We start from the raw sequence: 22,489 nt of genomic DNA, 5'->3' as shown, positions 1-22,489 counted from the left end.
AGGGGCAGAGCCCCTGCAAGCCTTTCAGCAGAAATGCGCCCCCTTGGTCTCCACCGGCACCATGTAGAGCGACTGGCTCGCCGTCATATAGAGAAGGTTCCGCCGCGCGCCGCCGAAGCAGAGATTGGCGCAGATCTCCGGCAGCCTGATCTGCCCGATGCGCTGGCCGTCGGGGGCGAAGACATGCACCCCGTCGTAGCCGTCGCCGACCCAGCCGGCGCCGACCCAGACATTGCCCTGCTCGTCGCAGCGGAGGCCGTCGCCGAAGCCCGACTTCCCGTTGAGATCCATGTCGCAGAAGGTGCGCGGATTGGAGAGGCGCGGCCCGTCAACGTCGAACATCCAGATGATGTTCTTCGCCGCCTCGTAGTGGGACTTGCCGCTGTCGGCGACGTAGAGGCGGCGGTAGTCGGGCGAGAAGCAGAGGCCGTTCGGCTTGAAGGGCTCGTCGGCGACCTTCGCCACCTGCCCGGTCTGCGCGTCGATGCGGTAGATCGCTTCCTTGATGAAGGGGCGGGGGCTGTTGGCGGATTCGGGGACGCGCTGACCCTCGTAGTTCATCAGCGCGCCATAGCCCGGGTCGGTGAACCAGATCGCGCCGTCCTGCGGATGCACCACGCCATCGTTCGGCGCATTGAAGGCGCCGTCGGGGCCGCGCGCCGCGAGCACGGTGGTGCTGCCGTCCGGCTCGTAGCGCAGAACGTCGCGGTGGAAGTGGCGGAAGGCGATCTGCCGCCCCTCGCGGTCGAAGGTATTGCCGTTGGAGAAGCCGGAGGGGCTGCGGAAGCGCCGATGCACCGATTGGTCTTCCTCGACCAGCCGCAGGCATTCGTCGTTCGGGATGTCGGACCAGATCAGGAAGCGGCCGGTGGCGTGCCAGGCCGGCCCCTCGGCCCAGCCATAGCCGGTGCCGAGGCGGCGGATGGTGGTGTTGCCGAGCTTCGCGGTGAAGCGCTTCGGGTCGATGGCGACGATGTCGGCATCGGGGTAGCGGGTCGGCGCGGCGCCGCGGTCGTAGCCGCGCTGGGCCTGGGCCGGAATGGCGGCGCCGGCCGCGAGCGCGCCGGCGAGCGCGCCGAGCGAGCGGCGCCCGATGATGGGGTCTGCCATGGGTTTCCTCTCCCCCGCCGCTTCGGGTGCGGCGAGGGATCACGCTGGCACGGCCGCTGCCGCTCCGGGCTTCGCGATGGCGTGGTTACGCCAGCGTGGTGAGGTCCTGGAACCAGTGCTGCGCCTGGGTGTAGCCGCGCACCTTGCTCGTCGCGGCATGCGGGTTGGTGTCGTGGACGACGAAGACCAGCAGCGCCTCGTCCACCGCCTTCTCGTGGACCTTGGCCATCAGCCGGTCCACCTCGGCGGGGTCGAAGGTCTGCATCGCGGTCTCGATCAGCCGGTCCATCTCCGCATCGCGGTAATGGCTCCAGTTCACCCCGGTCGGGGCGATCTGCTTCGAGTGGAAGAAGCGGATCAGCGCATAGAGCGGGTCGCTCGTCACATAGGCGACGTTGTTGGCGGTGACGTTCCGCGCCAGCTCGCCGGCTGCGCCCTGGCGCCAGCAGGTGTAGAGCACCTCCAGCTCGACAGGCTCGAACTCCACCGCGATGCCGACCTCGCGCCAGCTCTGCTGGATGTACTCGTTCATCGGCATCGACAGCATCTGCCCGCTGCCGCCCGTGGCGACGAGGAAGCGCGTCCTCAGCGGGTTGCGCGGCGAGAAGCCGGCCTCCGCCAGCAGCCGCCGCGCCTCGGCCGGATCGTGCCGGATCTTGAAGCTCGGGTTGCCGAACCAGGGCGAGGAGGGATCGACCACGCCGACGGCGGGCTTCGCCAGCCCGTTCATCAGCGCCACCACCCCGTCGCGGTCGATGGCGAGGTTGGCCGCCTTGCGCAGCCGGATGTCGCGCCAGGGCGAGTTCTCCAACAGGCTCAGATGGTAGTTCCACACATGCGGCGTGACGTTCTCGATGATCCGCGCGCCGGACTGCTTCAGGCGCGGCACCAGGTCCGGCGCCGGCGTCTCGATGAAATCGACCTGCCCGGTCAGCAAGGCATTGGTCCGCGTCACCGCATCCGGCGCGCAGACCAGGATGACGCGGTCCGCCTTCGGGATGCGCTTGGGATCCCAGTAGCCGGTGTTGCGCGCCAGCTCGGCGCTCGCCCGCGGCGTCAGCTTCGCCAGGCGGAAGGGGCCGGTGCCGGAGGGCTCGGCGGCGAACCTTTCCCAGCTCCGCCCGAGCTTCTCGTACTGCGCCGGCGAGGAGATGAGGAACCAGAGCATCTGGTAGGGAAAGATGCTGTCGACGGATTTGGTGGTGACCTCGACCGTCATGGCGTCGAGCTTCCGCCAGCTGGCGACGCTGGGCAGGCGGGGGCGGACCTGCGCTGCCTGCCGGTTGTCGAAATGCGGCGCCTGCGGGTTCAGCACCTTCTCGAAATTCCAGATCACCGCATCGGCGTCGAAACCCGAGCCGTCGTGGAAGCGCACGCCCTCGCGCAACCGGAAGACCCATTTCGTGCGGTCGGCCGGATCGGCCTGCCAAGTCGTGGCGAGGCCGGGGACCAGCTTTCCGGGCCGGTCGGCGACGTCCATCTCCCAGGCGACGAGTGGGTCATAGATCGTATGGCCGGTGAACTGGTAGGCGCCGGCTCCGCGATCGGGCTGGCCGGTCGTCTGCGGGATATCGGCCATGGAGATGCCATAGCGGATCACGCGCTCGGCCTGGGCGGCGGCCGGTGCGACTGCCCAATCATTGGGCGCGAGGGCGAGGCCAGAAGCGCCGAGAAGGGCGCGGCGGGAAAAGGACATGCGGAAACCCCGGGCTTGCGTATCGCCCGGCAGCTGCAATTCGCGTGCCGGAAAGACCGGTCCGTGATCCTGCAAGCGGCCGGTGATTGGCCGCTAGTGTCCTGCCCGCGAAGTTCGCGGGTTTACCCACGGCTTCGTGAATAAGCAGGCCACTGAAATAATGGCGACTGGACTGAGAGCGAAATCCGCAGGATGTCGAGATCAGGACACTAGCAGCCTGTCGGATTTGCACTTGGTGTCAGGCCGAGGGTTGAGGCGCGATCAGGCTGCGAGCCGCAGGTTGTGGAGCCTGCGGCAGTTGTAGGCGAGGGCGACGAGGGTCCACTCGCTGGTGACCTTGGCGAGGCCGCGGAGGTGGAAGCGGGTGAAGCCGAGGGCTGACTTGATGGTGCCGAAGACGGGCTCGACGGTCTGCTTGCGACGGGCGTAGCGGGCTTTGGCATTAGGGGTTTCGAGCTTGGCCACCATGGCGAGGCGCCAGGGCTCGGTGATGCGGCGTGGCGTCCTGGGCTGGGGTGGCGGCCGGAAGTCGTAGGCGCGGTGCGGCTGGGTCCGGCCGATGGCGACCAGCGGCTCGATCCCGTGCGCCTCGAGGGCGGCAACTGCCTCGCCTGAGGCGAAGCCGGTGTCGGCGAGGACGGTCTGTGGCAGGCCGATGCCGCCCTCCATGCCGAGGATGGTTGCGGCAAAGCTCGGCGCATCGGCCGAGGTGGCGACGACGCCGGTGGCGAGGATCAGCTGCGAGCCCTCGGCGCAGACCACAGCCTGGGCGTTGTAGGCCTGGCGGTACTCATGGGCGTCGGAGCGGCGCATCAGCGCGCTGTCGGGGTCGGTGAGGTTGGACTGCCGCTCGGGCGGCGGATCGTCCTTGGGCGGCTTGGGCGGGCGGCCCCGCCGGCCCGTCTTGGCCTCGTAGGCGGCGCGCTTGGCGTCATACTCGGGTCGGGCGGCCTCGGCTTCGGCACGGGCCTCGGCCTCCAGCCGGGCGCAGGCGGCATCGAGCTTGGCCTTGAGCGCCTCGCGCCTGGCGATCTCAGCGGGCAGCGCCTGCGGGTCGGGCTGGGCCTCAGCGTCGGCCGCCTCGGCGCGGTTGGTCAGGTCGGTGATGTCGGCAGCGAGCCTGACGCGCAGCGCCTTGGCGCGGTCATACCGCACCGAGCGGATCTTGGAGGCGTTGGCGTCGAGCTTGGTGCCGTCGATCGAAACCGTCCCGAGCCGCAGCAGGCCGCTCTCGCGCGCCAGCAGCAGCACCTGCAGGAAGGCCGCCTCGAAGGCAGCGCGGTTGGCCCGGCGGAAGGCGGCAATGGTGTCGTGGTCGGGGTGCAGGTTCGCCGCCACGTAGCGCACCCCAATGTCGCGGTGGGTCGCCCGCTCGATCCGCCGCGAGGAGAAGATGCCGTTCGCATAGCAGTAGATCAGCAGCGCCAGCAGCAGGCGCGGGTGATACTGCGCCTTGCCGCCCGGGATCGGCCGCACCGCAAAGGCGCCGAGCGGCACCCGGTCCACCGCCGCCACTACGAAGTGCGCCACGTCGTCCGCCGGCAACCAGTCCTTGGCATCCGGCGGCAGCAGAAAGGCCTGCTCGCGGCTGAACGGAATGAACCCTGTCATGCCCGCCAGATTCGCCCATTTCAGGCCAGATGGGAATCCGACAAGCTGCTAGGCCGTCTCCGCCACCACGACGCGCCGCCGCCGGCCCACCGCGGGCACCGCCCCGGCCGGGATCAGCTCCGAGAAATCCTTCGTTGCCTCCATCAGCGTGACGCCGCCGAAGCCGGGGCAGAGCCGGCTGCCGAGCCGGTCCCAGGCGCCCGCGCCGCGCAACAGGAGGCGGGTGCGGAAGGGCGGGATGAAAAGCGCCGAGTCGCGCCGCGTCACCGCGAAAAGCTGGCGGCGCAGCAAACGCTCCAGCTGTCCCGTCGAATAGGGCTCGCCATGGCCGAAGGGCGTGCGCTCCAGATGCGCCCAGAGGCCGAGGCGGTTGGGCGCCACGATCAGCAGCCGGCCATCATCCTTCAGAACGCGCCAGGCCTCGCGCAGCAGGCGGCGGCCATTCTCGGCATGCTCCAGCCCGTGGACCAGGAGGATGCGGTCGAAGAACAGGTCGGGGAAGGGCAGGGCCTCGCCCTCGCCGATGGCGGTGCGGCTGCGGGCGCTGCGCGGCCAGCGCCATTCCGGCAGATGCGGCGGCAGCAGGCTGACACAGCGCGCCCCGCCTCGGTGCCAGATCCGCAGGAAGGGGCTGGCATAGCCGAGGCCGAGCAGCGCCGCCCCGCGCGGCAGGTCCGGCCAGGCCAGGCGCAGCCGCTCGCGCAGCAGGCGCGCGGCGACAAGCCCCGCCGGGGTGGCATAGAAATCCCGCAGGCCGTGGACCTCGTGGCGCATGGGGAGGATATAGGACGAATCGGCCCCGGAGTTCACGGGGCAGCGTGAAGGAGGTCCCCGCCATGCCGGTCTCGGCCACTGCGATTCCCTGCCTCTCCGACAATTACGCCTGGCTGCTCCGCGACGCGGCGACCGGGACCGTCGCCGTCTGCGACCCGGGCGAGGCAGCGCCGGCGATCGCTGCGCTGGAGGCGGCAGGGGGGCGCTGCGACCTCATCCTTCTGACCCACCATCATGGCGACCATATCGACGGCGTCGAGGAGGTCCGCGCCCGCTTCGGCGCCAAGGTCGTGGGCGCCGCCGCCGATGCCCACCGCCTGCCGCCCCTCGACCTCGCCCTCAAGCCCGGGGAGACGGTGGCGGTCGGCGCGACGAAGGGTGTGGTGATCGACACGCCCGGCCACACCGTCGGCCATATCGCCTTCCATTTCGCCGAGGGCGACGTGCTGCTCTGCGGCGACACGCTCTTTTCCCTCGGCTGCGGCCGGCTTCTGGAGGGGACGGCGGCGCAGATGTTCTACTCCCTCGAAGCCCTCGCCGCCCTGCCGGAGGCGACGCTCGTCTGCTGCGGCCATGAATACACCGAGAGCAACGCCCGCTTCGCCCTCACCGTCGAGCCGGACAACGCCGCCCTCCAGGCCCGCGCCGCCGAGGTGAAGGCCGAGCGTGCCGCCGGCCGCGCCACCGTGCCGACAACCATCGGCGAGGAGAAGGCCGCCAACCCGTTCCTCCGCGCCGACGACGTGGCTCGCCTCGCCGCCATCCGCACCGGCAAGGATAATTTCCGCTGAACCTCCGCGACCTGGGGCTGGAGGCTGCGGCGGTGATCGCCGCGCTTGGCCTCCGCCCGCATCCCGAGGGCGGGCATTACCGCGAGACCTGGCGCGATGCGCCCGGGGATGGCGCGCGCGGTGCGGGAACCTCGATCCTCTACCTTCTCGCCGCCGGGGAGCGAAGCCACTGGCATCGGGTCGATGCCGCCGAGGGCTGGCATTGGCATGCCGGCGCGGCCCTGGCGCTCGGCCTCTCGGCTGATGGCAGGGCCGTCGAGGAGATCGGCCTCGGGCCTGACCTCGGCGCCGGGGAGCGGCCTTTCGCCCTGGTGCCGGCGGGCTGCTGGCAGGCGGCGCGAAGCCTCGGCGCCTGGACGCTGGTCGGCTGCACCGTCAGCCCGGCCTTCCGCTTCGAGGGATTCGAGATGGCGCCGCCCGGATGGGCGCCGGGCTGACGGCCCGGCTGCTGGTGGCAAGGACGTTCCAGGCGGCGCCCGGCGCGGTTCGGCTGAGCTTCAGCCCGGCGCGGGATATTCGGTGGGCCTGCGCAACCGGCCCGGCGCGGCGGCCTTGGCTCTGTCCCGCTGGCGCAGCCCCTCGGCCCACATCTCGCCTACCCTGAGATCCTTCTCGTAGGAGCCCAGCGAAATCGAGGCGGCGCCGGTATAATGCGTCAGCTCGCCGAAGTAGGGGCGCCCGTCGATCAGGTAGAAATCGACGCGGACGGCATCGAAGGGCGCGGCGAGCCGGGCGGCAAGGTCGCAGAGCCCACGCGCTTCGGGCGGCGGAGGCGGGTCACTGGGGAAATCGGCCGGGTGGAAGGCGCCGAGGTCGAGCGGCTCCAGCGTCTGCGGGTCGTAGTAGAAATGCCGGTCGGCCGGGGTGAACCGACCATGGATCACCTTCAGCAGCCTGGGCTGGCCGCCGAAGCAGAAGAGCTTGTAGTCCTCGGGCACGCCGCCGTCGCGGCCGTGCAGGAACTCCTCGATCAAGATGCGGCGCGGGATGTCCCGGTAGCCCCATTCCCGTGCGCGCTCATAGTAATTCTCGGCCATCCAGCCATCGAGAGTGCGGATGGCCTCGGCACGGTCCTGCTTCGCCTTGTCGGGCACGATCAGGTTGTAGGCGCTGCCGTGGTTGGTCTTGGCAACGAAGCTGCCGGGCAGGTCGTCCCAGGGGATGTCCCGCGCCCGCTCCCAGATGCCGAGCAGCGGCACGAGGTAGTCCGGGCTGATGCGCTCCGCCACCCAATCGCGCACCCGCACCTTGTCGAGGGTCAGCGGGATCAGCGGGTTGCGGTCGTTCAGGATCTTGTGGGCGATGCGCTCGTTGAAGGTCCGTGGGTGACGGAAATCGGGCTCGTAGCCGAGCGAGGCGCGCAGCGCCCTACGCAGGCGCCGCTTCACGCGCAGGCGGTCAAGCCAGGGAATCCGGTCGGCCGCAAAATGAAGGGCAGGGCGCAAGGAGTGCGCCAGCCAGCCATGAATGCGGCTGGGCTTGTCGACGTGCAAAGCTCTCTCCCGAATCAGGGTGCCCGGCCCGCGCTCGCCGGGCCTGCGACCGCACCAACGGCCGGGGCTCCTCCCTGTTCCCTGACGGCCGGATTACGCCAATGCAGCCGAGGCGTCTGGCCAGCGCGGCGTGGCCGCGCCACCATGCGGGAAAGCGCCGGGAGGAATCGATCCGCGTGACCGCATCCGCGGCGGGAGAGCCGCAGCTCTTCGCCATGCCGGACTTCCGCCGACTCTGGTTCGTCGGGCTCGTCATCTTCCTGGTTCGCTGGCTGGAGACGCTGGCCGTCGCGCTCTTCGCCTGGCAGGCCACCGGCTCCGCCTTCCTCGTCTCGATGCTGGGGATGTTGCGCGTCCTGCCGATGGGCCTGTTCGGTGCCGTGCTCGGCGCGGTGGCGGAACGGGTCGAGGCCTGGACGGCGCTGCTCGGCATCGTCCTCGTCAGCCTGGTGACCTCGCTGGCGCTTGCCCTGCTGGCCCTGGCCGGGATGCTGGAGGTCTGGCACCTCGCCGTGGCCAGCTTCATCAACGGCCTCTCCTGGGCGGCCGACAACCCGGTGCGGCGCGTGATGGTGGGCGAGGTGGCGGGCGCGGCGCGGATGGGCGCCGCCATGTCGGCCGATGTCGGCAGCAACAATGCCAGCCGCATGCTGGGGCCGACGCTCTCCGGGCTGATCTTCGCCGCAGTCGGCATCAGCGGGACCTTCATCGTCTCGGTCGGGCTGTATGGGCTGGCGGTGGTGGCGATGCTGCGGCTCCGCTACCGCAGCGGCGTCCGCGCCGCGGACGGAACCGGCGTCGGCGCCCGCATCCGCGAGGGGCTGGCGGCGGTGCGGGCCGACCCGCGGCTGTCCGGCACGCTGCTCGTCACCGTCATCTTCAACATCTTCGGCTGGCCCTTCACCAGCCTGATCCCGGTGGTGGCGGCCGACCGCCTGCAACTCGGGCCGGAGGCGGTCGGCGTGCTCGCCAGCATGGACGGCGTCGGCGCCTTCCTCGGCGCGCTCGCCGTCGCCGCCTGGGTGCGGCCGCCGGTCTATGGGCGGTGCTATCTCGGCGGCATCACGATGTTCTTCCTGATGCAGATGCTCTTCGCGCTGGCGCCGCACCCCTGGGCGGCCGGGGCGGCGCTGCTGCTGACCGGCTTCGGCCAGGCGGGGTTCAGCATCATGCAGGCGACGCTGGTCTACCGGCTGGCGCCGATCGCGCTGCGCAGCCGCGTGCTCGGCCTGCTCTCGGTCTGCATCGGCATCGGGCCGGTCGGCTTCGTCCATATCGGCCTGCTGGCCGACTGGCTGGGCGCGCCGGTGGCGGCGGCGATCAGCGGGGCGGAGGGGTTGCTGGCGCTGCTGCTGACGCGCAGGCTTTGGCGGCACATCCCGAACGGGGAGGAACGACCTTGAACGACCTGACCATCCGCGCCCTGCGGACGACCCTGCTGCGCCTGCCCTGGCCGGAGGACCCCTGGCTGGCCGGGCATCCGCTCGGGCCGATGCGGGACCTGGTGGTGGTCGAGGTCGAGACCGCATCCGGCATCACCGGGATGGGCTACCTGCACCTGCTGACGCTGCCCCTGCAACGCACCATCGGCCTCTGCATCGAGGAGGCGATGGCGCCGCGCGTGATCGGCCGCAGCGCGACGGAGGTCGAGGGCATCTGGCAGGATCTCTGGCGGATGAGCGTCACCGGCGGGCGCGGCGGCGTGACGATGATGGCGCAGTCGGCCATCGACATCGCGCTCTGGGACATCCTCGGCAAGTCGGCCGGCCTGCCGCTGCACCGGCTCTGGGGCCATGTGCGAAGCACCATCCCCGTCTACGGCAGCGGCTGCTTCCGCGGCTCGCTCGGCGAGGGGATGGCGGCAAAGGCGCGGCATTTCGTGGAGGGCGGCTACAAGGCCATCAAGATGCAGGCCGCCCATATCGGCGACTGGCGGCAGGACGTGCGAAACCTGCGGATGGTACGCGACGCGGTCGGGCCCGACGTCGAGATCATGATCGACATCAATATGGGCTGGACGGCGGACCAGGCGATCATCGCCGGCCGCGCCTTCGAGGAGTACGACCCCTACTGGATCGAGGAGCCGGTGCTGCCGGACGACTTCGCCGGCTATCTCCGCTGCGCCGAGGCGCTGACGACGCGGGTGGTCGGCGGCGAGACGCATTTCGGCCGGGCCGACCTCAAGCCCGTGCTGGAGAATCCCAAACTTCCGATCCTGCAGCCCGATCCGATGCGCGGCGGGCTGACCGAGCTGCGCAAGATCGCAACCGTCGCCGACACTTGGGGGATGACGATCGCGCCGCATCTCTTCCCGGAGCTGAACGTCCACCTGCTGGCCAGCATCCCGAACGCGGCCTGGGCGGAGCAGATGGGGCTGCTCGACGACCTCTGGGTCGAGCATCCGCGGATCGAGGCGGGGATGATCCATGCGCCGGAAACGCCCGGGCACGGCCTTGCCTTCAGGCCGGAGGTGATGCGGGACTTCGTGCTGCGCTGAGGCGGGCTCCGTTGGCGCCGGCTCGCGCGCGCCGCTCCAGGTAGTCGTCCTGGCGGGCGATCGCTCCGATCGGATGATTCCCTCCGGTCGGCGTCTGCTCCAGGGCGCTTCCGCTCGGCTGTCGCCGGGCCGGCGACTTAGGCCCCGGGGGCTTCCACCGAGGGCGTTTGCGCGGTGGCGATGGGGCCGGCGGCATCGTCCTCCTTCCGAAGCTCGCCGATGGCCGTGGCGAGCGAGGCCAGGGCCAGCAGGCCGGTGGCGACGGCGCCGAGGATCAGTCCGAATTCGGCATCGCGGCTTGCCTCGGCGCGGTCCAGCAGCAGGGCGTGTTCCTCGTCCGCAAGGCGGTCGAAAACCAGCTTCACCTGGGCGACCTCGGCATCGAGCCTGGCCCAGAGGGTGCCCGCCTCCTCCCGGTCCACCTCGCCCGCATGGCGGCGGGCGACGCCCTGAGCGACCAGGCGCAGGGCGCCGTCGAGGACGGGGCGGCCCTCGGCGATGCTGGCCTGCTGGCGCGGGTTGTCGGCCGTGAGCCGCGCGATGGCGCTGAGGGAGGCGTGGAGGCGCTCGAAGGTCACGTAGAGCAGGGCGAGGGCGCTGCGGTCGCCGGTGAGGATGTAGTTCTGCTGCCGCCGCACCGCCTCGTCCAGGGTCTGAGTCGCCGCCGAGATCGACTGCAGGACCTCGTAGGTGTGCAGCTCCCACCGGCGCGAGGTGGAGAGGGCGATGCAGGCATGCACGAGGATGGCGGCGGACAGCACGGGGGCTGCCACCGGCTGCAGCAGCCGCGTCACGCGGCGCCGGATCGTTTGCTTCGCCGCCTGCCGCACCGGATCGGTCCCCAGCATCATAGTCACGTTGCTGTGAATAAGCTGGGATGGCTGGCTCGGCCAGCGAAAAAGCGGCGTCCCGCCCGCGGCCCGGCCGCAGGCGGGGGGCGGGGCCTATTCCGCCAGCGCCGCGATCGCCGCATCCACGCCGCCCGGCGCATGCGGCACGCCGGCCACCCGCATCGCCAGCTCGACCGTCGAGAGCGTGCCGAGGATCATTGGCTCGTTCAGGTCGCCGAGATGGCCGATGCGAAACACCTTCCCGCCGAGCGGGCCGAGCCCGCCGCCGAGCGAGACGTTGAAGCGCTTCAGCGCCACGCCGCGCAGGTCGTCGGCATTGAAGCCTTCCGGCATCAGGATGGCCGTCACGCTGTCGGAGTAGCGGGCGGGGTTCAGGCAGAAGAGCTGCGGCCCGTTGTTGCCCGACCAGTGCTGCACCGCCGCCCGCACCGCCCCTGCAAGGCGGTGGTGACGGGCGAAGACGTTCTCCAGCCCCTCCTCCTGCTCGATCAGGCGGAGGCTCTCCTGCAAGGCGTAGAAGAAGCTGACGGGCACCGTGCCGACGAAGCTCTTGTGCGGCCGGGCCAGCATGTTGGTCCAGTTGAAGTAGTGCTTCGGCAGGCGCGAGGCTTTGTGCGCCTCCATTGCCTTGGCGGAGACGCCGTTGAAGCTCATGCCCGTATGCAGCATCAGCCCCTTCTGGCTGCCGCCGACCGAGGCATCGACGCCCCACTCATCCATGCGGAAGTCGAGCGAGCCGAGGGAGGAGATGGTGTCGGCCAGCAGCAGCGCCGGGTGCCCGGCGGCGTCGATGGCGGCGCGGATCTCCTGCACCGGCAGCGTCATGCCCGTCGCCGTCTCGTTGTGGACGACGCAGACGGCCTTGACGCGGTGGTCGCGGTCGGCGGCCAGCGCCGCCTGCACCGCCGCCGGGTCGGCGCCGCGGCGCCAGTCGGCCGCCACGGTCTGCACCTCGAGGCCGAGGTCGCCGGCCATCTTCGCCCAGGACTCGGAGAAGTAGCCGCTCTCGACGATCAGCACCGTGTCGCCCGGCGAGAGCAGGTTGACGAGGCAGGCTTCCCAGGCCGCATGGCCCGAGCCGGTGTAGAGGAAGATGTTCTGCGTCGTCTTGAGGACGCGCTTCAGCCCGTCGATGCAGGCAGTGTAGACCTCGATGAAATTCGGGTCGTTGAAGTCGACGGTCTGATGCGCCCCGGCCAGCAGCACGGAATCCGGGATGTTGGTCGGGCCGGGATTGGCGAAGAACTGGCGGCCGCGGGGCTTCCGGGCAGGCTGCGTGGCGCTCATGGCGTCCTGATCCCCCAAGATGATGTTATCCCATGGTCATCCCATGACAGGGGGGCGGTTGCCCAGGGGGTAGATGGCGCCTCAGCCGGCCGGAAGCGGGAAGGCCTCCAGATACGGCTGGTAGCTCTCCTCCACATCGATCTCGAAGCTGGCGAGCAGCCGCACCACCGCGCAGTAGAAGCTCGCCGTCATCACCATGTCGGTGAGGCTGGCGGGATCGAGCTGCCCCGCCAGCTCGGCGAAGCTGGCGGGGGCGATGGCGCCGTCATACAGCTCGCGCGCCGCCCGCAGGCAGAGCCGCGCCAGCGGCTCCAGCGCCGAGTCCTCGCCCCGGCTCTCGGCGATCAGCCCCCTGATGTCGGCATCGGTGACGCCGAAGTCGTAGCCGATCTTGATGTGGTGCGACCACTCGTAGGGCGAGCGCGCCTGCCAGCCGATCTGCAGGATCACCAGCTCCCGCAGCCGGGCATCGAGCGTCGTGCCGTGCCGCAGGTACTGCCCGAGCGTGCCGAAGGCCCGCGCCGCCGCCGGGTTGTGCGCCAGGATCTTGTGCAGGTTGATGTCGCGGGCGAGCAGCGCCTGGTCGTCGGGCGCGAGGTCGGCCTTCTCCAGATAGGGCAGGCGGGCCATGCGCTTACTCCTTGAGGAAGTTGTAGTGGAAGCCGTCGGCCGCCGCCGTCACCCGCCCGGCGGTGCGGCCGGGGAAGTGGATCGGCAGCACCACGGTCGGCGTATCCGCCACCTCGGCGAGGAAGCCGCGGCGGGAGGCGATGCCCTGCTCGGCGTTCCAGTCGAAGATGGTCGACCAGGCCGGCTCGCGGATCTGCAGCGCGTGGTGCATCAGGTCGCCGGTGACGACGGCGCGCTGGCCGCCCGAGGTGATGTTCACGCAGCAATGGCAGGGCGAATGGCCCGGCGTCGGCGAGAGATGGATGCAGTCGTCGAGGGCGAAGTCGTCATCGACGAGCAGCGCCTGGCCGGCCTCGACCACGGGCTCGCAGTTCATCCGCCAGACCTGACCGGGCGGGCTGGCGCCGCGCCGCGTCGCCTCCTCCCAGGCGGCGTATTCGCCCTTGTGGAAGACATACTTGGCCTTCGGGAAGGTCGGCACCCAGCGGCCGTTCACCAGCCGGGTGTTCCAGCCGCAATGGTCGATGTGGAGATGGGTGCAGAAGACGTAATCGATGTCCTCGAAGCGCAGCCCCTCGGCGCGGAAGCCCTCCAGCCACGGCGCCTTCGGGAAGTCCATCGGCGGCGGGAAGCCCTTGTCCTCGCCGGTGCAGGTGTCGACGAGGATGGTGTGCTTCGGCGTCCGGACCACGAAGGTCTGGTAGGTGATGACCATCCGCCCGCTCGCCGGGTCGAAGACCACCGGGTCCATCCCGGCGAGGTATTGCCTGCCCCGCTCCGGGTCGTAGGCCGGGAACATGTCCTCCGGCCGCCGCCAGGGCCCGTCCCGCTCGATGATGCTGGTGATGGTGACGTCGCCGATCCTCAGGCTCTGCATGGCCGCGCTCCCCTCAGGCGTCGATATGGGCGGTGGCCTGCACGGCCGGGCGGGCGCTGAAGGCCGCATGCCAGGCGGCCAGCCGCGGGCTCGGGCCGCGCCAGTCGAATTCCGGCCAGCGGAAGTCGAGATAGGAGAGGCTGCAGCCTATCGCGACATGGCCGATGTCGTAGGGCGTCGCGTCCAGCTGCGGCACCAGCGCCTCGAGCGCCGGGATCACCGCGGCGCGCTTGATCTCGAAATTCTCGATGACGACGGCGGAGGGCTGCTCCCGCAGCACCTCGCCGCGCCAAAGCAGCAGCATCTCCATGAAGCCGGTGCCGAGCGCGTGACGCTGCATGGCGTCGATCCGCTTCGGGCCGGGCGCCGGGAAGAGCGGCGGCGCTTCGCCGAGCCCGTCCAGATATTCGCAGATGACGATGGAATCGAAGAGCACCCCGCCACCCGGCAGCACCAGGGTCGGGATGCGGCCGAGCGGGTTGCGGGGGAGGAGGCTGTGCTCCGTCTTCGTCAGCGCGACGACGGTCGGGATGCGCTCGATGCGGTCCGCGAGGCCACGCTCATGCGCGCAGACCATCACCTTCCTGACGAAAGGCGAGCGGCTGGACCAGTAAAGCTGCAGGCTGGGCGGCGGTGGCGCCATGGAACTCTCCCCCCCATTCGTTGAGGGGAGTGTGCCCTGACGCGCCGCGAATGCAATCCGGCGAACCGGATTTCGGGCTTAGAAGCCCTCGCGCTCCAGGCGCTTGCGCTCGACCTTGCGGGCGCGGCGGACGGCCTCGGCGGCCTCGCGGGCGCGGCGCTCGGACGGCTTCTCGTAATGGCGGCGCAGCTTCATCTCGCGGAACACACCCTCGCGCTGAAGCTTCTTCTTGAGCGCCTTCAGCGCCTGATCGATGTTGTTGTCACGAACGACGACTTGCACGCGGCCTTGCCTCCATGGGCTTGACGAAGGAAACAGGAATCGCCGCTCAGGGGGCGCAGTTGCGGGTGGCTCGGTCGAAACCGGCCACCCTCGCCATCCCCACCCTGATGCGGAGGGAGGCCTCCCTAGCACGGCGAGACCCATCGCGGGAAGCCCCCTCCCACTATGGCCCGCACGCCCCCAATTCGGGCGGTGAATGCCGGAGGAGGTCAGCCTTGGCCATATTGAAGATCGCCCGCATGGGCCACCCGGTGCTGCTGCGCGAGGCCGAGCCGGTGGACGACCCGACCCATCCCGAAATCCGCCGGCTGATCGCCGACATGGCCGAGACCATGCTGGACGCCTCCGGCATCGGCCTCGCCGCGCCGCAGGTCCATGTGCCGCTCCGCCTCTTCGTCTGGCGCGGCCCGACCGGCGTCGCCGCCTTGGTCAACCCGGAGCTGGAGCCCCTCGGCGAGGAGGCGGAGATGGCCTGGGAGGGCTGCCTCTCGATCCCCGGCCTCCGCGGCGCAGTGGAGCGGCCGCGCCGGATCCGCTATCGCGGCCTCGATGCCGAGGGCAACCCGGTGGAAGGCGAGGCGGAAGCGATGACGGCGCGGGTGATGCAGCACGAGACCGACCATCTGGACGGCATCCTCTATCCGATGCGGATGACCGACCACTCCCTCTTCGGCTTCACCGAAGAACTGGCCCGCGCCGCCGGGAGCCCCGCGCGATGACCGAGCGCAGCGACATCCGCGACGCCGCCATCCGCGCCATGCTGCCCATCGCCGCCGACGAGGGCTGGAACTGGGGCACGCTCCGCGCCGGCCTCGCCGCCATCGGCGAGGACCCGGCGCTCGCCGAGAGCCACTTCCCCGGGGGCCCGGTCGGGGCCGTCGCGCATTGGATCGACCTCGCCGACCGCGAGATGGAGGCTGCCGCCGCGGCCGAGGACCTGGCCGCCCTCCGCGTCCCGGCCCGCATCCGCCGCCTGGTGGAGCTCAGCCTGCGCGCCACGGCGCCGCACAAGCGGGCGCTGCGCCGGGCCTTCAGCCTGCTGGCGCTGCCCTGGAACACGCCGGTAGCGCTCCGCACCACGGCGAAGTCGGTGGATGCCATGTGGTACGCCGCCGGCGACACCTCGGCCGACTTCTCCTGGTACACCCGCCGGGCGACGCTGGCCGGCGTCTATGGCGCGACGCTGGCCTACTGGCTGCGCGACGACGACCCCGAGGTGGAGGACGCGCTCGACTTCCTCGACCGCCGGCTGGCCGATCTTGCCCGGCTCGGCAAGCGGCGCCGCGCCGCCTGATTGACCATGGGCACCGGGCATGGTGCGCTTCCCGCCAACAAAACGGAGGAAGGCGCCATGCCCATCGTGCCCAATCACGCGCGGCAGCGGATGCTGGCCGGCGAGGTCTCGCTCGGCTTCGGCGTCCACCACCTGCGCGGCAGCGCGGTCGGGATGATGGCCGCCGCCACCGGCTATGACTGGCTCTTCATCGACATGGAGCACGGCGCCGCTTCGGTCCATGAGGCGACGCAGATCGCCATCGCCGCGCTCGGCCAGGGCATCACCCCCATCGTCCGCTGCTGCAAGGACGCGCTCCACGAAGGCACGCGGGCGCTCGACAACGGCGCCATGGGCGTGGTCGTCCCGCATGTCGATACCGAGGCGGAGGCGCGGGCGGTGGCGGCCGCCTTCCGCTTCCCGCCGCTCGGCACCCGTTCCTGGGGCGGGCCGCCCTTCGCCTACAACTTCCAGCCGCCCCCGGTCGCCGAGGCGCAGGCCGAGCTGAACCGTGAGATCATCGTCGCCTGCATGATCGAGACGCCGGAGGCGGTGGAGAATGCCGAGGCCATCGCCGCCGTCCCGGGGGTCGACGGGCTGATGATCGGCACCTCGGACCTCACCGCCTCCATGGGCATCGCCGGGCAGATCGGCCATGAGCGGGTGCAGGCGGCTTATGCCAAGGTGGCGGCGGCCTGCGCGGCCTCGGGCAAGGTGCTCGGCATGGGCGGCGTCTACGACGAGACCTGGGCCGCCGCCTACATCAAGCTCGGCGCCCGCTTCATCCTCTCCGGCTCGGACCACACCCTGCTGATGGCCGCCGCCGCGGCGCGCAGCCGGTTCCTCCGCGGCCTCCGCCCGGCGGATTGAGCCAGATCAAGGCGGGGCGGAGGGTGCTGGGGCAAGTTCCCTCCCGTCGCGCTGCGGAAGTGACTTGCGAATGGTTCTCACTTCCATTATCAACGCCGCAGCGCCAGTCCGGAGAAGACGTCCGCATGCCTGCCCGTCCAACGCGACGCCTGCTTGCCCTCGCCGCCGCCGCCTGCTTCGCCGCCTGGTCCGGGCCGGCCGCCGCCGCCGAGGAGGTGAACCTTTATTCCTCGCGCCATTACGACAGCGACCGGGCGCTCTATCAGGAATTCACCCGTGAGACGGGCATCCGCATCCGCCTGATCGAGGGCGATGCCGACCAGCTCATCGAGCGCATCCGCAACGAGGGCGCCAACAGCCCGGCCGATGTCTTCATTACCGTCGATGCCGCCCGGCTGGCCCGCGCCGGCGCGGCTGGTATCCTGGCGCCGCTGCGCTCGGCGGTGATCGAGCAGCGCATCCCGGAGGGGCTGCGCGACCGCGACGGCCAGTGGTTCGCCGTCTCCACCCGCGCCCGCGTCATCATGTACGACAAGGAGAAGGGCGCGCCGCAGGGCCTCGCACGCTACGAGGACCTCGCCGACCCGCGCTTCCGCGGCCAGATCTGCGTCCGCACCGCGAGCCACCCCTACAACACCAGCCTCGGCGCCTCGATCCTCGCCGCCAACGGGCCGGAGCGGACGGAGCAATGGGCGCAGGGCTTCGCCGCCAACCTCGCCCGCCCGCCGCAGGGCGGCGACCGCGACCAGTTCCGCGCCATCCCCTCCGGCCAGTGCGGGCTCGCGATCGCCAACACCTACTACCTCGCCGCCATCGGCGCGTCGGAGCGCGAGGAGGACAAGGCGCTGTTCTCGCGCATCGGCGTCATCTTCCCGAACCAGGCGCCGGGCGACCGCGGCGCGCATGTCAACATCTCTGGCGCCGGCCTGGTGAAGACCGCGCCGAACCGCGCCGCCGCCGTGCGCTTCCTTGAGTACCTGACGAGCGGCTCGGCGCAGGAGCGCTTCGCCCTCGGCAACATGGAATACCCGGCCGTCGCCGATGCGCCGCTGCACCCCGCGCTGCGCGCCATGGGCAGTTTCCGGCCCGAGCCGGTCGATGCCGAGCGCACCAATGCGAATGCCACGCAGGCGCTGCAGATCATGCAGCGCGCCGGCTGGCGCTGAGGAGGCGGCGATGATCCTCTGTCTCTGCAACGCGCTCTCCGACAAGCAGGTCACCGAGGCGGTCGAGAAGGGCGCGAGCAAGCCGCGCGACGTCTATGCCCACTGCGCCTGCAAGGCGCAGTGCGGGACGTGTACGCGAATGATACTCAATATGATCCGTGACTTAGCCGCGCCTGCCGTGCAAACTCCGGCTTCCTGACGCCGCGTTCTGCTATACAAGTCGGCCCATCCTCAGCGCCCGCCAGGAGCCAATGGCACCTGGCGCCCTTTCGTGCCGGAGCCGCCATGAAGGCCGACCCCAAGGTCATCGAGCATCTGAACACCCAGCTCACCAACGAGCTGACGGCGATCAACCAGTACTTCCTGCACGCCCGCATCCTGCGCCATTGGGGTGTCACCAAGCTCGGCGCGCACGAGTACAAGGAATCGATCGAGGAGATGCGCCACGCCGACTGGCTGATCGAGCGCATCCTCTTCCTCGGCGGCCTGCCCAACCTGCAGCGGCTGAACCAGGTGCTGGTCGGCCAGACCGTGGAGGAGATCCTCCGTGCCGACCTCGCCATCGAGGAGAAAGCGACGGGCGACCTGCGCGAAGGCATCGCCTATGCCGAGAGCGTCCGCGACTTCGTTTCGCGCGACCTGCTGCTGAAAATCCTTGCGAACGAGGAGGAGCATGTCGACTTCCTCGACCGCCAGTTCGACCTCATCAAGCTGATCGGCATCGAGCGCTACATCCTGCTCAACAGCGCCGCCGCCCCGGACCAGCACGAGGCGGACTGACCGCAGCGCCCGGCCGATGGCCCTCCCGCCCGCCTTCCTCGAGGAGCTGCGGGCCCGGACGCCGCTGCCGGGCCTGATCGGCCGCAAGACCCGCCTCGCGCGGAACGGGCGGCAGTGGAAGGGATGCTGCCCCTTCCACAACGAGAAGACGCCGTCCTTCTACGTCTATGACGACCACTTCCACTGCTTCGGCTGCGGCGCGCATGGGGATGCGATCACCTTCCTCATGCGCGCCGAGGGCGCCAGCTTCCCCGAGGCCGTCGAGCGCCTCGCCGGCGAGGCGGGGATGCAGGTGCCGAAGGCGACGCCCCAGGCCGCCGAGCGCGAGCGCCGTGCGAAGGACCTGTACGGCGTCTGCGCCGCGGCCGAAGCCGCCTTCCGCCGCCGCCTGATGCTGCCCGAGGGCCGCGCTGGCCTCGACTACCTCCGCAAGCGTGGCCTCACCGAGGCGACCATCGCCCGCTTCGGCCTCGGCTGGTCGGGCGAGGGGAGGGGGGCGCTCGCCGCCGACCTCAAGGGCGAGGGCATCACCCCCGAGCAGCTCGTTGCCGCCGGACTGATGAAGCCGCGCGACCCGGACCGGCCCGAGGGGGGGCTGGTCGACATGTTCTTCAACCGCGTGATCTTCCCGATCCGCGACCGGCGCGGCCGGACCATCAGCTTCGGCGGCCGCATCCTCGGCGACGGCCAGCCGAAATACGTCAACGGCCCGGAGACGGAGCTCTTCTCCAAGCGCCGCAGCCTCTACGGCCTCGACCTTGCGCGCGAGGGCGCCTTCCGCGGCGCCACGGTCGTCGTCGTCGAGGGCTACATGGATGTCATCGCCCTGCACCAGGCCGGCTTCGGCGGTGCCGTCGCACCCTTGGGGACGGCGCTGACCGCCGAGCAACTGGACGCGCTGTGGCAGGTCTCCCCCGAGCCCGTGCTCTGCTTCGACGGCGACGCCGCCGGCGCCAAGGCCGCCTTCCGCTCCGCCGAGCTGGCCCTGCCCCTGCTCGCCCCCGACCGCAGCCTGCGCCTGGCGATGCTCACCGGCGGCGAGGATCCCGACACGCTGGTGGCGAAGGCCGGCCCGCCCGCCTTCGAGGCCGTGCTCGCCGGCGCCAAGCCGCTATCGGCCGCCCTCTACGACCTACTCGCCGGCCCGACCCCGCCCGCCACGCCCGAGCAGCGCGCCGCCTTCCGCCACCGCCTCGGCGCGGCGGCGAAGAGCATCCCCGACAAGACCCTTTCCAGCGAATACCGCCGCGCTTGGCTCGACCGCTTCTTCGCCGAGGGCCGCAGCGCCCGCCCGGCCCCGGCCGCGCGTCCCGCCTGGACGCCTCGCGGGAAGCCGGGCGAACTCGTCTCCATCCGCGGCCTGCAACGCGCCGCCATCGACCATGAGGCGATTCGTCTGGAGCGCGCCCGCAACCTTTTGGCGATCCTGCTCCACCATCCGGCCCTGCTGTCCGGGGTGGAGGAGGCCCTGGCCTCGCTCGACCTGCCCTCCGGCGACTGCTCGCAGCTCAGGGAGGCACTTCTCGCATGGCTTCCCGATGCCGATCACCTTGACTCGATGAGCCTGATGGACCACCTCCGACAGGCAGGATGGGAGTCTGCTGCTGCCTGGGTGACCAGGAAGCAAGGCCTCTCCCAGGCCGCCGATCCCGAGGCCCAGCCAAAGGAGGCGCTCGAGGCTTGGTGGCATTTTTTCAGCCTGCTGCGGGGCAAGGCGGAGTTGGACCACGATCTGGCCGAGGCTCGGAGAATGCTGGAAGAAACCAACGACCCGCAAGCCCAGCATCGCTACGTGCTGCTGCTCGAAGCGCAGCGCGCCCTGCTGAGCGGCGAGGCCGGGGATCAGGCCCAGCCGAATAGCATAATATAGAAGGATCGTCGCACGGGTGACCGCCCCCCACGGGCCGCCCGTCGCAGGCATGGAGCGCAGGCATGGCGAGCAAGGCCGCAGGTGGTACGGATACGGTCGAGACGCGCGACGAGGTGGTGGAGGGCGTCCTCCTCGACACCTTGACGGCCGCGGTCAAGAAGCTGATCGCCCGCGGCAAGGAGCGCGGCTACGTCACCTATGACGAGTTGAACGCGGCGCTGCCCTCCGACCAGGTTTCCTCCGAGATGATCGAGGACACCATGGCGATGCTGAGCGAGATCGGCATCAACGTGGTCGAGTCCGAGGAGAGCGAGGACGGCGAGGGCACCGCCGTCGCCAAGCCCGCCGCCGAGGACAAGGAAGAGAAGGACGAGGAAGAGGGCGGCGGCAACGTCGACGAGGAAAGCCTCGGCCGCACCGACGACCCCGTGCGGATGTACCTGCGCGAGATGGGCAGCGTCGAGCTGCTGTCCCGCGAGGGCGAGATCGCGATCGCCAAGCGCATCGAGGCCGGGCGCGACATGATGATCGGCGGGCTTTGCGAGAGCCCGCAGACCTTCAAGGCCATCATCGCCTGGCACGAGGCCGTCCGCGCCGGCAAGATGCTGCTGCGCGACGTCATCGACCTCGAGGCGACCGCCGCCGCCGACAGCCCCGAGGGCGCCGCCCCGCCCGACCCGGACGAGGAGTTCGAGGAAGGCGAGGAAGGCGAGGGGCTCGGCCTCTCCCTCTCCGCGCTTGAGGAGAAGCTGAAGCCCGAGGCGCTCGCTGCCTTCGAGGCCATCGAGCAGGGCTATTCCCGCCTGCACAAGCTGCAGGCGAAGCGCATGGAGGCCTATTCCGCCGGCGAGGACCTGCAGGGCCGCTCCGAGAAGACCTACGAGAAGACGCGCCAGGAGCTGGTCGCGCTGGTGCAGAAGGTCCACCTGCACAACAACCGCATCGAGGAACTGGTCGAGCAGCTCAAGACCATCAACCGCAAGCTCACCAGCCTCGAGGGCCAGGTGCTGCGGCTGGCCGAGGGCGCCAAGGTCAAGCGCGAGGAATTCCTCCAGCACTGGCGTGGCTCCGAGCTGGACCCCGCCTGGTTCGACCGCCTGACCAAGCTGACGGGCAAGCCCTGGAAGGCCTTCATCGCCCGCTCGCGCGACGATGTGGAGACGGTGCGCGCTCAGATGGGCGCCATCGCCAACGACACCAACCTGCCGATCGCCGAGTTCCGCCGCGTCTACGCCACCGTCTCGCGCGGCGAGCGCGACATGACGCAGGCGAAGAAGGAGATGATCGAGGCCAACCTCCGCCTCGTCATCTCGATTGCCAAGAAATACACCAACCGCGGCCTGCAATTCCTCGACCTGATCCAGGAAGGCAACATCGGCCTGATGAAGGCCGTCGATAAGTTCGAGTACCGCCGCGGCTACAAGTTCAGCACCTATGCGACCTGGTGGATCCGGCAGGCCATCACGCGCAGCATCGCCGACCAGGCGCGGACCATCCGCATCCCGGTCCACATGATCGAGACGATCAACAAGCTGGTCCGCACCTCGCGGCAGATGCTGCACGAGATCGGCCGCGAGCCGACGCCGGAGGAGCTGGCCGAGAAGCTCGGCATGCCGCTCGAGAAGGTGCGCAAGGTCCTCAAGATCGCCAAGGAGCCGATCTCGCTGGAGACGCCGATCGGCGACGAGGAGGACAGCCATCTCGGCGACTTCATCGAGGACAAGGCGGCGATCATCCCGCTCGACGCCGCCATCCAGTCCAACCTGCGCGAGGCGACGACGCGGGTGCTCTCCTCGCTCACGCCGCGCGAGGAGCGCGTGCTGCGCATGCGCTTCGGCATCGGCATGAACACCGACCACACGCTGGAAGAGGTCGGCCAGCAGTTCAACGTCACGCGCGAGCGCATCCGGCAGATCGAGGCGAAGGCGCTGCGCAAGCTGAAGCATCCCAGCCGCTCGCGGAAGCTCCGCAGCTTCCTCGACAACTAG

Annotated in this window: 23 protein-coding genes; 12 read left to right on the top strand and 11 right to left on the bottom strand. The window is 70.2% G+C overall.

Features of this window, described 5'->3' with window-relative positions; all coding sequences use genetic code 11:
• Positions 1–24 precede the first annotated feature (24 nt).
• From LH62_RS24105 to LH62_RS24090, 4 genes are all read right to left on the bottom strand, one after another.
• Positions 25–1,110: an SMP-30/gluconolactonase/LRE family protein gene (locus LH62_RS24105; RefSeq protein ID WP_043364650.1), complete on the bottom strand. Its 1,086-nt coding sequence runs from the start codon at positions 1,108–1,110 to the stop codon at positions 25–27.
• 85 nt (positions 1,111–1,195) lie between these two features.
• Positions 1,196–2,806, bottom strand: coding sequence for an ABC transporter substrate-binding protein (locus LH62_RS24100; RefSeq protein WP_043364649.1), 1,611 nt, complete (start codon positions 2,804–2,806; stop codon positions 1,196–1,198).
• Between the two features lie 261 nt (positions 2,807–3,067).
• Entirely contained in the window at positions 3,068–4,417 is a 1,350-nt protein-coding gene (locus tag LH62_RS24095) for an IS1182 family transposase (protein ID WP_043359747.1), read from the bottom strand.
• A 48-nt stretch (positions 4,418–4,465) separates the two neighbouring features.
• The gene (locus LH62_RS24090; protein WP_043364648.1) at positions 4,466–5,191 is read right to left on the bottom strand and encodes a class I SAM-dependent methyltransferase; all 726 of its coding nucleotides are present in this window, start codon (positions 5,189–5,191) and stop codon (positions 4,466–4,468) included.
• A gap of 62 nt (positions 5,192–5,253) precedes the next feature.
• Between LH62_RS24090 and gloB the strand changes: the two genes are divergently transcribed.
• Entirely contained in the window at positions 5,254–5,982 is a 729-nt protein-coding gene (gene gloB / locus LH62_RS24085) for a hydroxyacylglutathione hydrolase (RefSeq protein ID WP_043366513.1), read from the top strand.
• Between the two features lie 32 nt (positions 5,983–6,014).
• Positions 6,015–6,419: a cupin domain-containing protein gene (locus LH62_RS24080; RefSeq protein WP_236552619.1), complete on the top strand. Its 405-nt coding sequence runs from the start codon at positions 6,015–6,017 to the stop codon at positions 6,417–6,419.
• 60 nt (positions 6,420–6,479) lie between these two features.
• Here the strand turns inward: LH62_RS24080 and LH62_RS24075 are convergent, their stop codons facing one another.
• Positions 6,480–7,427: an ATP-grasp fold amidoligase family protein gene (locus tag LH62_RS24075; protein WP_160299880.1), complete on the bottom strand. Its 948-nt coding sequence runs from the start codon at positions 7,425–7,427 to the stop codon at positions 6,480–6,482.
• Between the two features lie 224 nt (positions 7,428–7,651).
• On the opposite strand from LH62_RS24075, the gene LH62_RS24070 reads away from it, so the two are divergent.
• Both LH62_RS24070 and LH62_RS24065 read left to right on the top strand, forming a co-directional pair.
• On the top strand, positions 7,652–8,878 hold the full coding sequence (locus LH62_RS24070; protein WP_160299879.1) for an MFS transporter: 1,227 nt from the start codon (positions 7,652–7,654) through the stop codon (positions 8,876–8,878).
• Complete coding sequence (locus LH62_RS24065) at positions 8,875–9,972, top strand: mandelate racemase/muconate lactonizing enzyme family protein (protein ID WP_052214866.1); 1,098 nt, start codon at positions 8,875–8,877, stop codon at positions 9,970–9,972. The genes LH62_RS24070 and LH62_RS24065 overlap by 4 nt, the downstream gene beginning before the upstream one ends.
• Before the next feature lie 137 nt (positions 9,973–10,109).
• Here the strand turns inward: LH62_RS24065 and LH62_RS24060 are convergent, their stop codons facing one another.
• The 6 genes from LH62_RS24060 to rpsU form a co-directional block, all read right to left on the bottom strand.
• Positions 10,110–10,823: a CHASE3 domain-containing protein gene (locus tag LH62_RS24060; protein WP_043364644.1), complete on the bottom strand. Its 714-nt coding sequence runs from the start codon at positions 10,821–10,823 to the stop codon at positions 10,110–10,112.
• A 93-nt stretch (positions 10,824–10,916) separates the two neighbouring features.
• Entirely contained in the window at positions 10,917–12,110 is a 1,194-nt protein-coding gene (locus tag LH62_RS24055; protein WP_043364643.1) for an alanine--glyoxylate aminotransferase family protein, read from the bottom strand.
• A gap of 81 nt (positions 12,111–12,191) precedes the next feature.
• On the bottom strand, positions 12,192–12,740 hold the full coding sequence (locus LH62_RS24050; RefSeq protein WP_043364642.1) for a carboxymuconolactone decarboxylase family protein: 549 nt from the start codon (positions 12,738–12,740) through the stop codon (positions 12,192–12,194).
• A 4-nt stretch (positions 12,741–12,744) separates the two neighbouring features.
• The gene (locus LH62_RS24045) at positions 12,745–13,617 is read right to left on the bottom strand and encodes an MBL fold metallo-hydrolase (RefSeq protein WP_043364641.1); all 873 of its coding nucleotides are present in this window, start codon (positions 13,615–13,617) and stop codon (positions 12,745–12,747) included.
• Positions 13,618–13,630: 13 nt separating this feature from the next.
• A complete protein-coding gene (locus LH62_RS24040; RefSeq protein ID WP_052214865.1) occupies positions 13,631–14,260 on the bottom strand; it encodes a glutathione S-transferase family protein in 630 nt (209 codons plus the stop codon).
• Between the two features lie 78 nt (positions 14,261–14,338).
• Entirely contained in the window at positions 14,339–14,542 is a 204-nt protein-coding gene (rpsU, locus tag LH62_RS24035; protein ID WP_007006360.1) for a 30S ribosomal protein S21, read from the bottom strand.
• Positions 14,543–14,757: 215 nt separating this feature from the next.
• Here rpsU and def point away from each other — a divergent pair, with 215 nt between their 5' ends.
• The 8 genes from def (at position 14,758) to rpoD (ending at position 22,489) form a co-directional block, all read left to right on the top strand.
• On the top strand, positions 14,758–15,261 hold the full coding sequence (def, locus tag LH62_RS24030) for a peptide deformylase (protein ID WP_043364640.1): 504 nt from the start codon (positions 14,758–14,760) through the stop codon (positions 15,259–15,261).
• On the top strand, positions 15,258–15,836 hold the full coding sequence (locus LH62_RS24025) for a COQ9 family protein (RefSeq protein ID WP_043364639.1): 579 nt from the start codon (positions 15,258–15,260) through the stop codon (positions 15,834–15,836). The genes def and LH62_RS24025 overlap by 4 nt, the downstream gene beginning before the upstream one ends.
• A 57-nt stretch (positions 15,837–15,893) precedes the next feature.
• Positions 15,894–16,685, top strand: a complete 792-nt coding sequence (locus LH62_RS24020; protein WP_043366509.1) for an HpcH/HpaI aldolase/citrate lyase family protein — start codon at positions 15,894–15,896, stop codon at positions 16,683–16,685.
• Positions 16,686–16,810: 125 nt separating this feature from the next.
• Positions 16,811–17,851: a Fe(3+) ABC transporter substrate-binding protein gene (locus tag LH62_RS24015; protein WP_043364638.1), complete on the top strand. Its 1,041-nt coding sequence runs from the start codon at positions 16,811–16,813 to the stop codon at positions 17,849–17,851.
• Between the two features lie 10 nt (positions 17,852–17,861).
• Positions 17,862–18,050 carry a bacterioferritin-associated ferredoxin gene (locus LH62_RS24010; protein WP_043364637.1) on the top strand — a complete coding sequence of 63 codons (189 nt, stop codon included), beginning with the start codon at positions 17,862–17,864 and terminating at the stop codon, positions 18,048–18,050.
• Between the two features lie 86 nt (positions 18,051–18,136).
• Positions 18,137–18,631 (top strand): bacterioferritin, encoded by a 495-nt coding sequence (gene bfr / locus LH62_RS24005; protein ID WP_043364636.1) that lies wholly within the window; start codon positions 18,137–18,139, stop codon positions 18,629–18,631.
• 16 nt (positions 18,632–18,647) lie between these two features.
• Positions 18,648–20,501 carry a DNA primase gene (gene dnaG / locus LH62_RS24000; protein WP_043364635.1) on the top strand — a complete coding sequence of 618 codons (1,854 nt, stop codon included), beginning with the start codon at positions 18,648–18,650 and terminating at the stop codon, positions 20,499–20,501.
• Positions 20,502–20,563: 62 nt separating this feature from the next.
• Positions 20,564–22,489 (top strand): RNA polymerase sigma factor RpoD, encoded by a 1,926-nt coding sequence (gene rpoD, locus LH62_RS23995; RefSeq protein WP_043364634.1) that lies wholly within the window; start codon positions 20,564–20,566, stop codon positions 22,487–22,489.

Origin of the sequence: Belnapia sp. F-4-1 (genome assembly GCF_000802185.1) — a bacterium.
Lineage (GTDB): Bacteria > Pseudomonadota > Alphaproteobacteria > Acetobacterales > Acetobacteraceae > Belnapia.
Note: the sequence above shows the minus strand (reverse complement) of the source record. Positions and strands in the feature narration are given on the sequence as shown.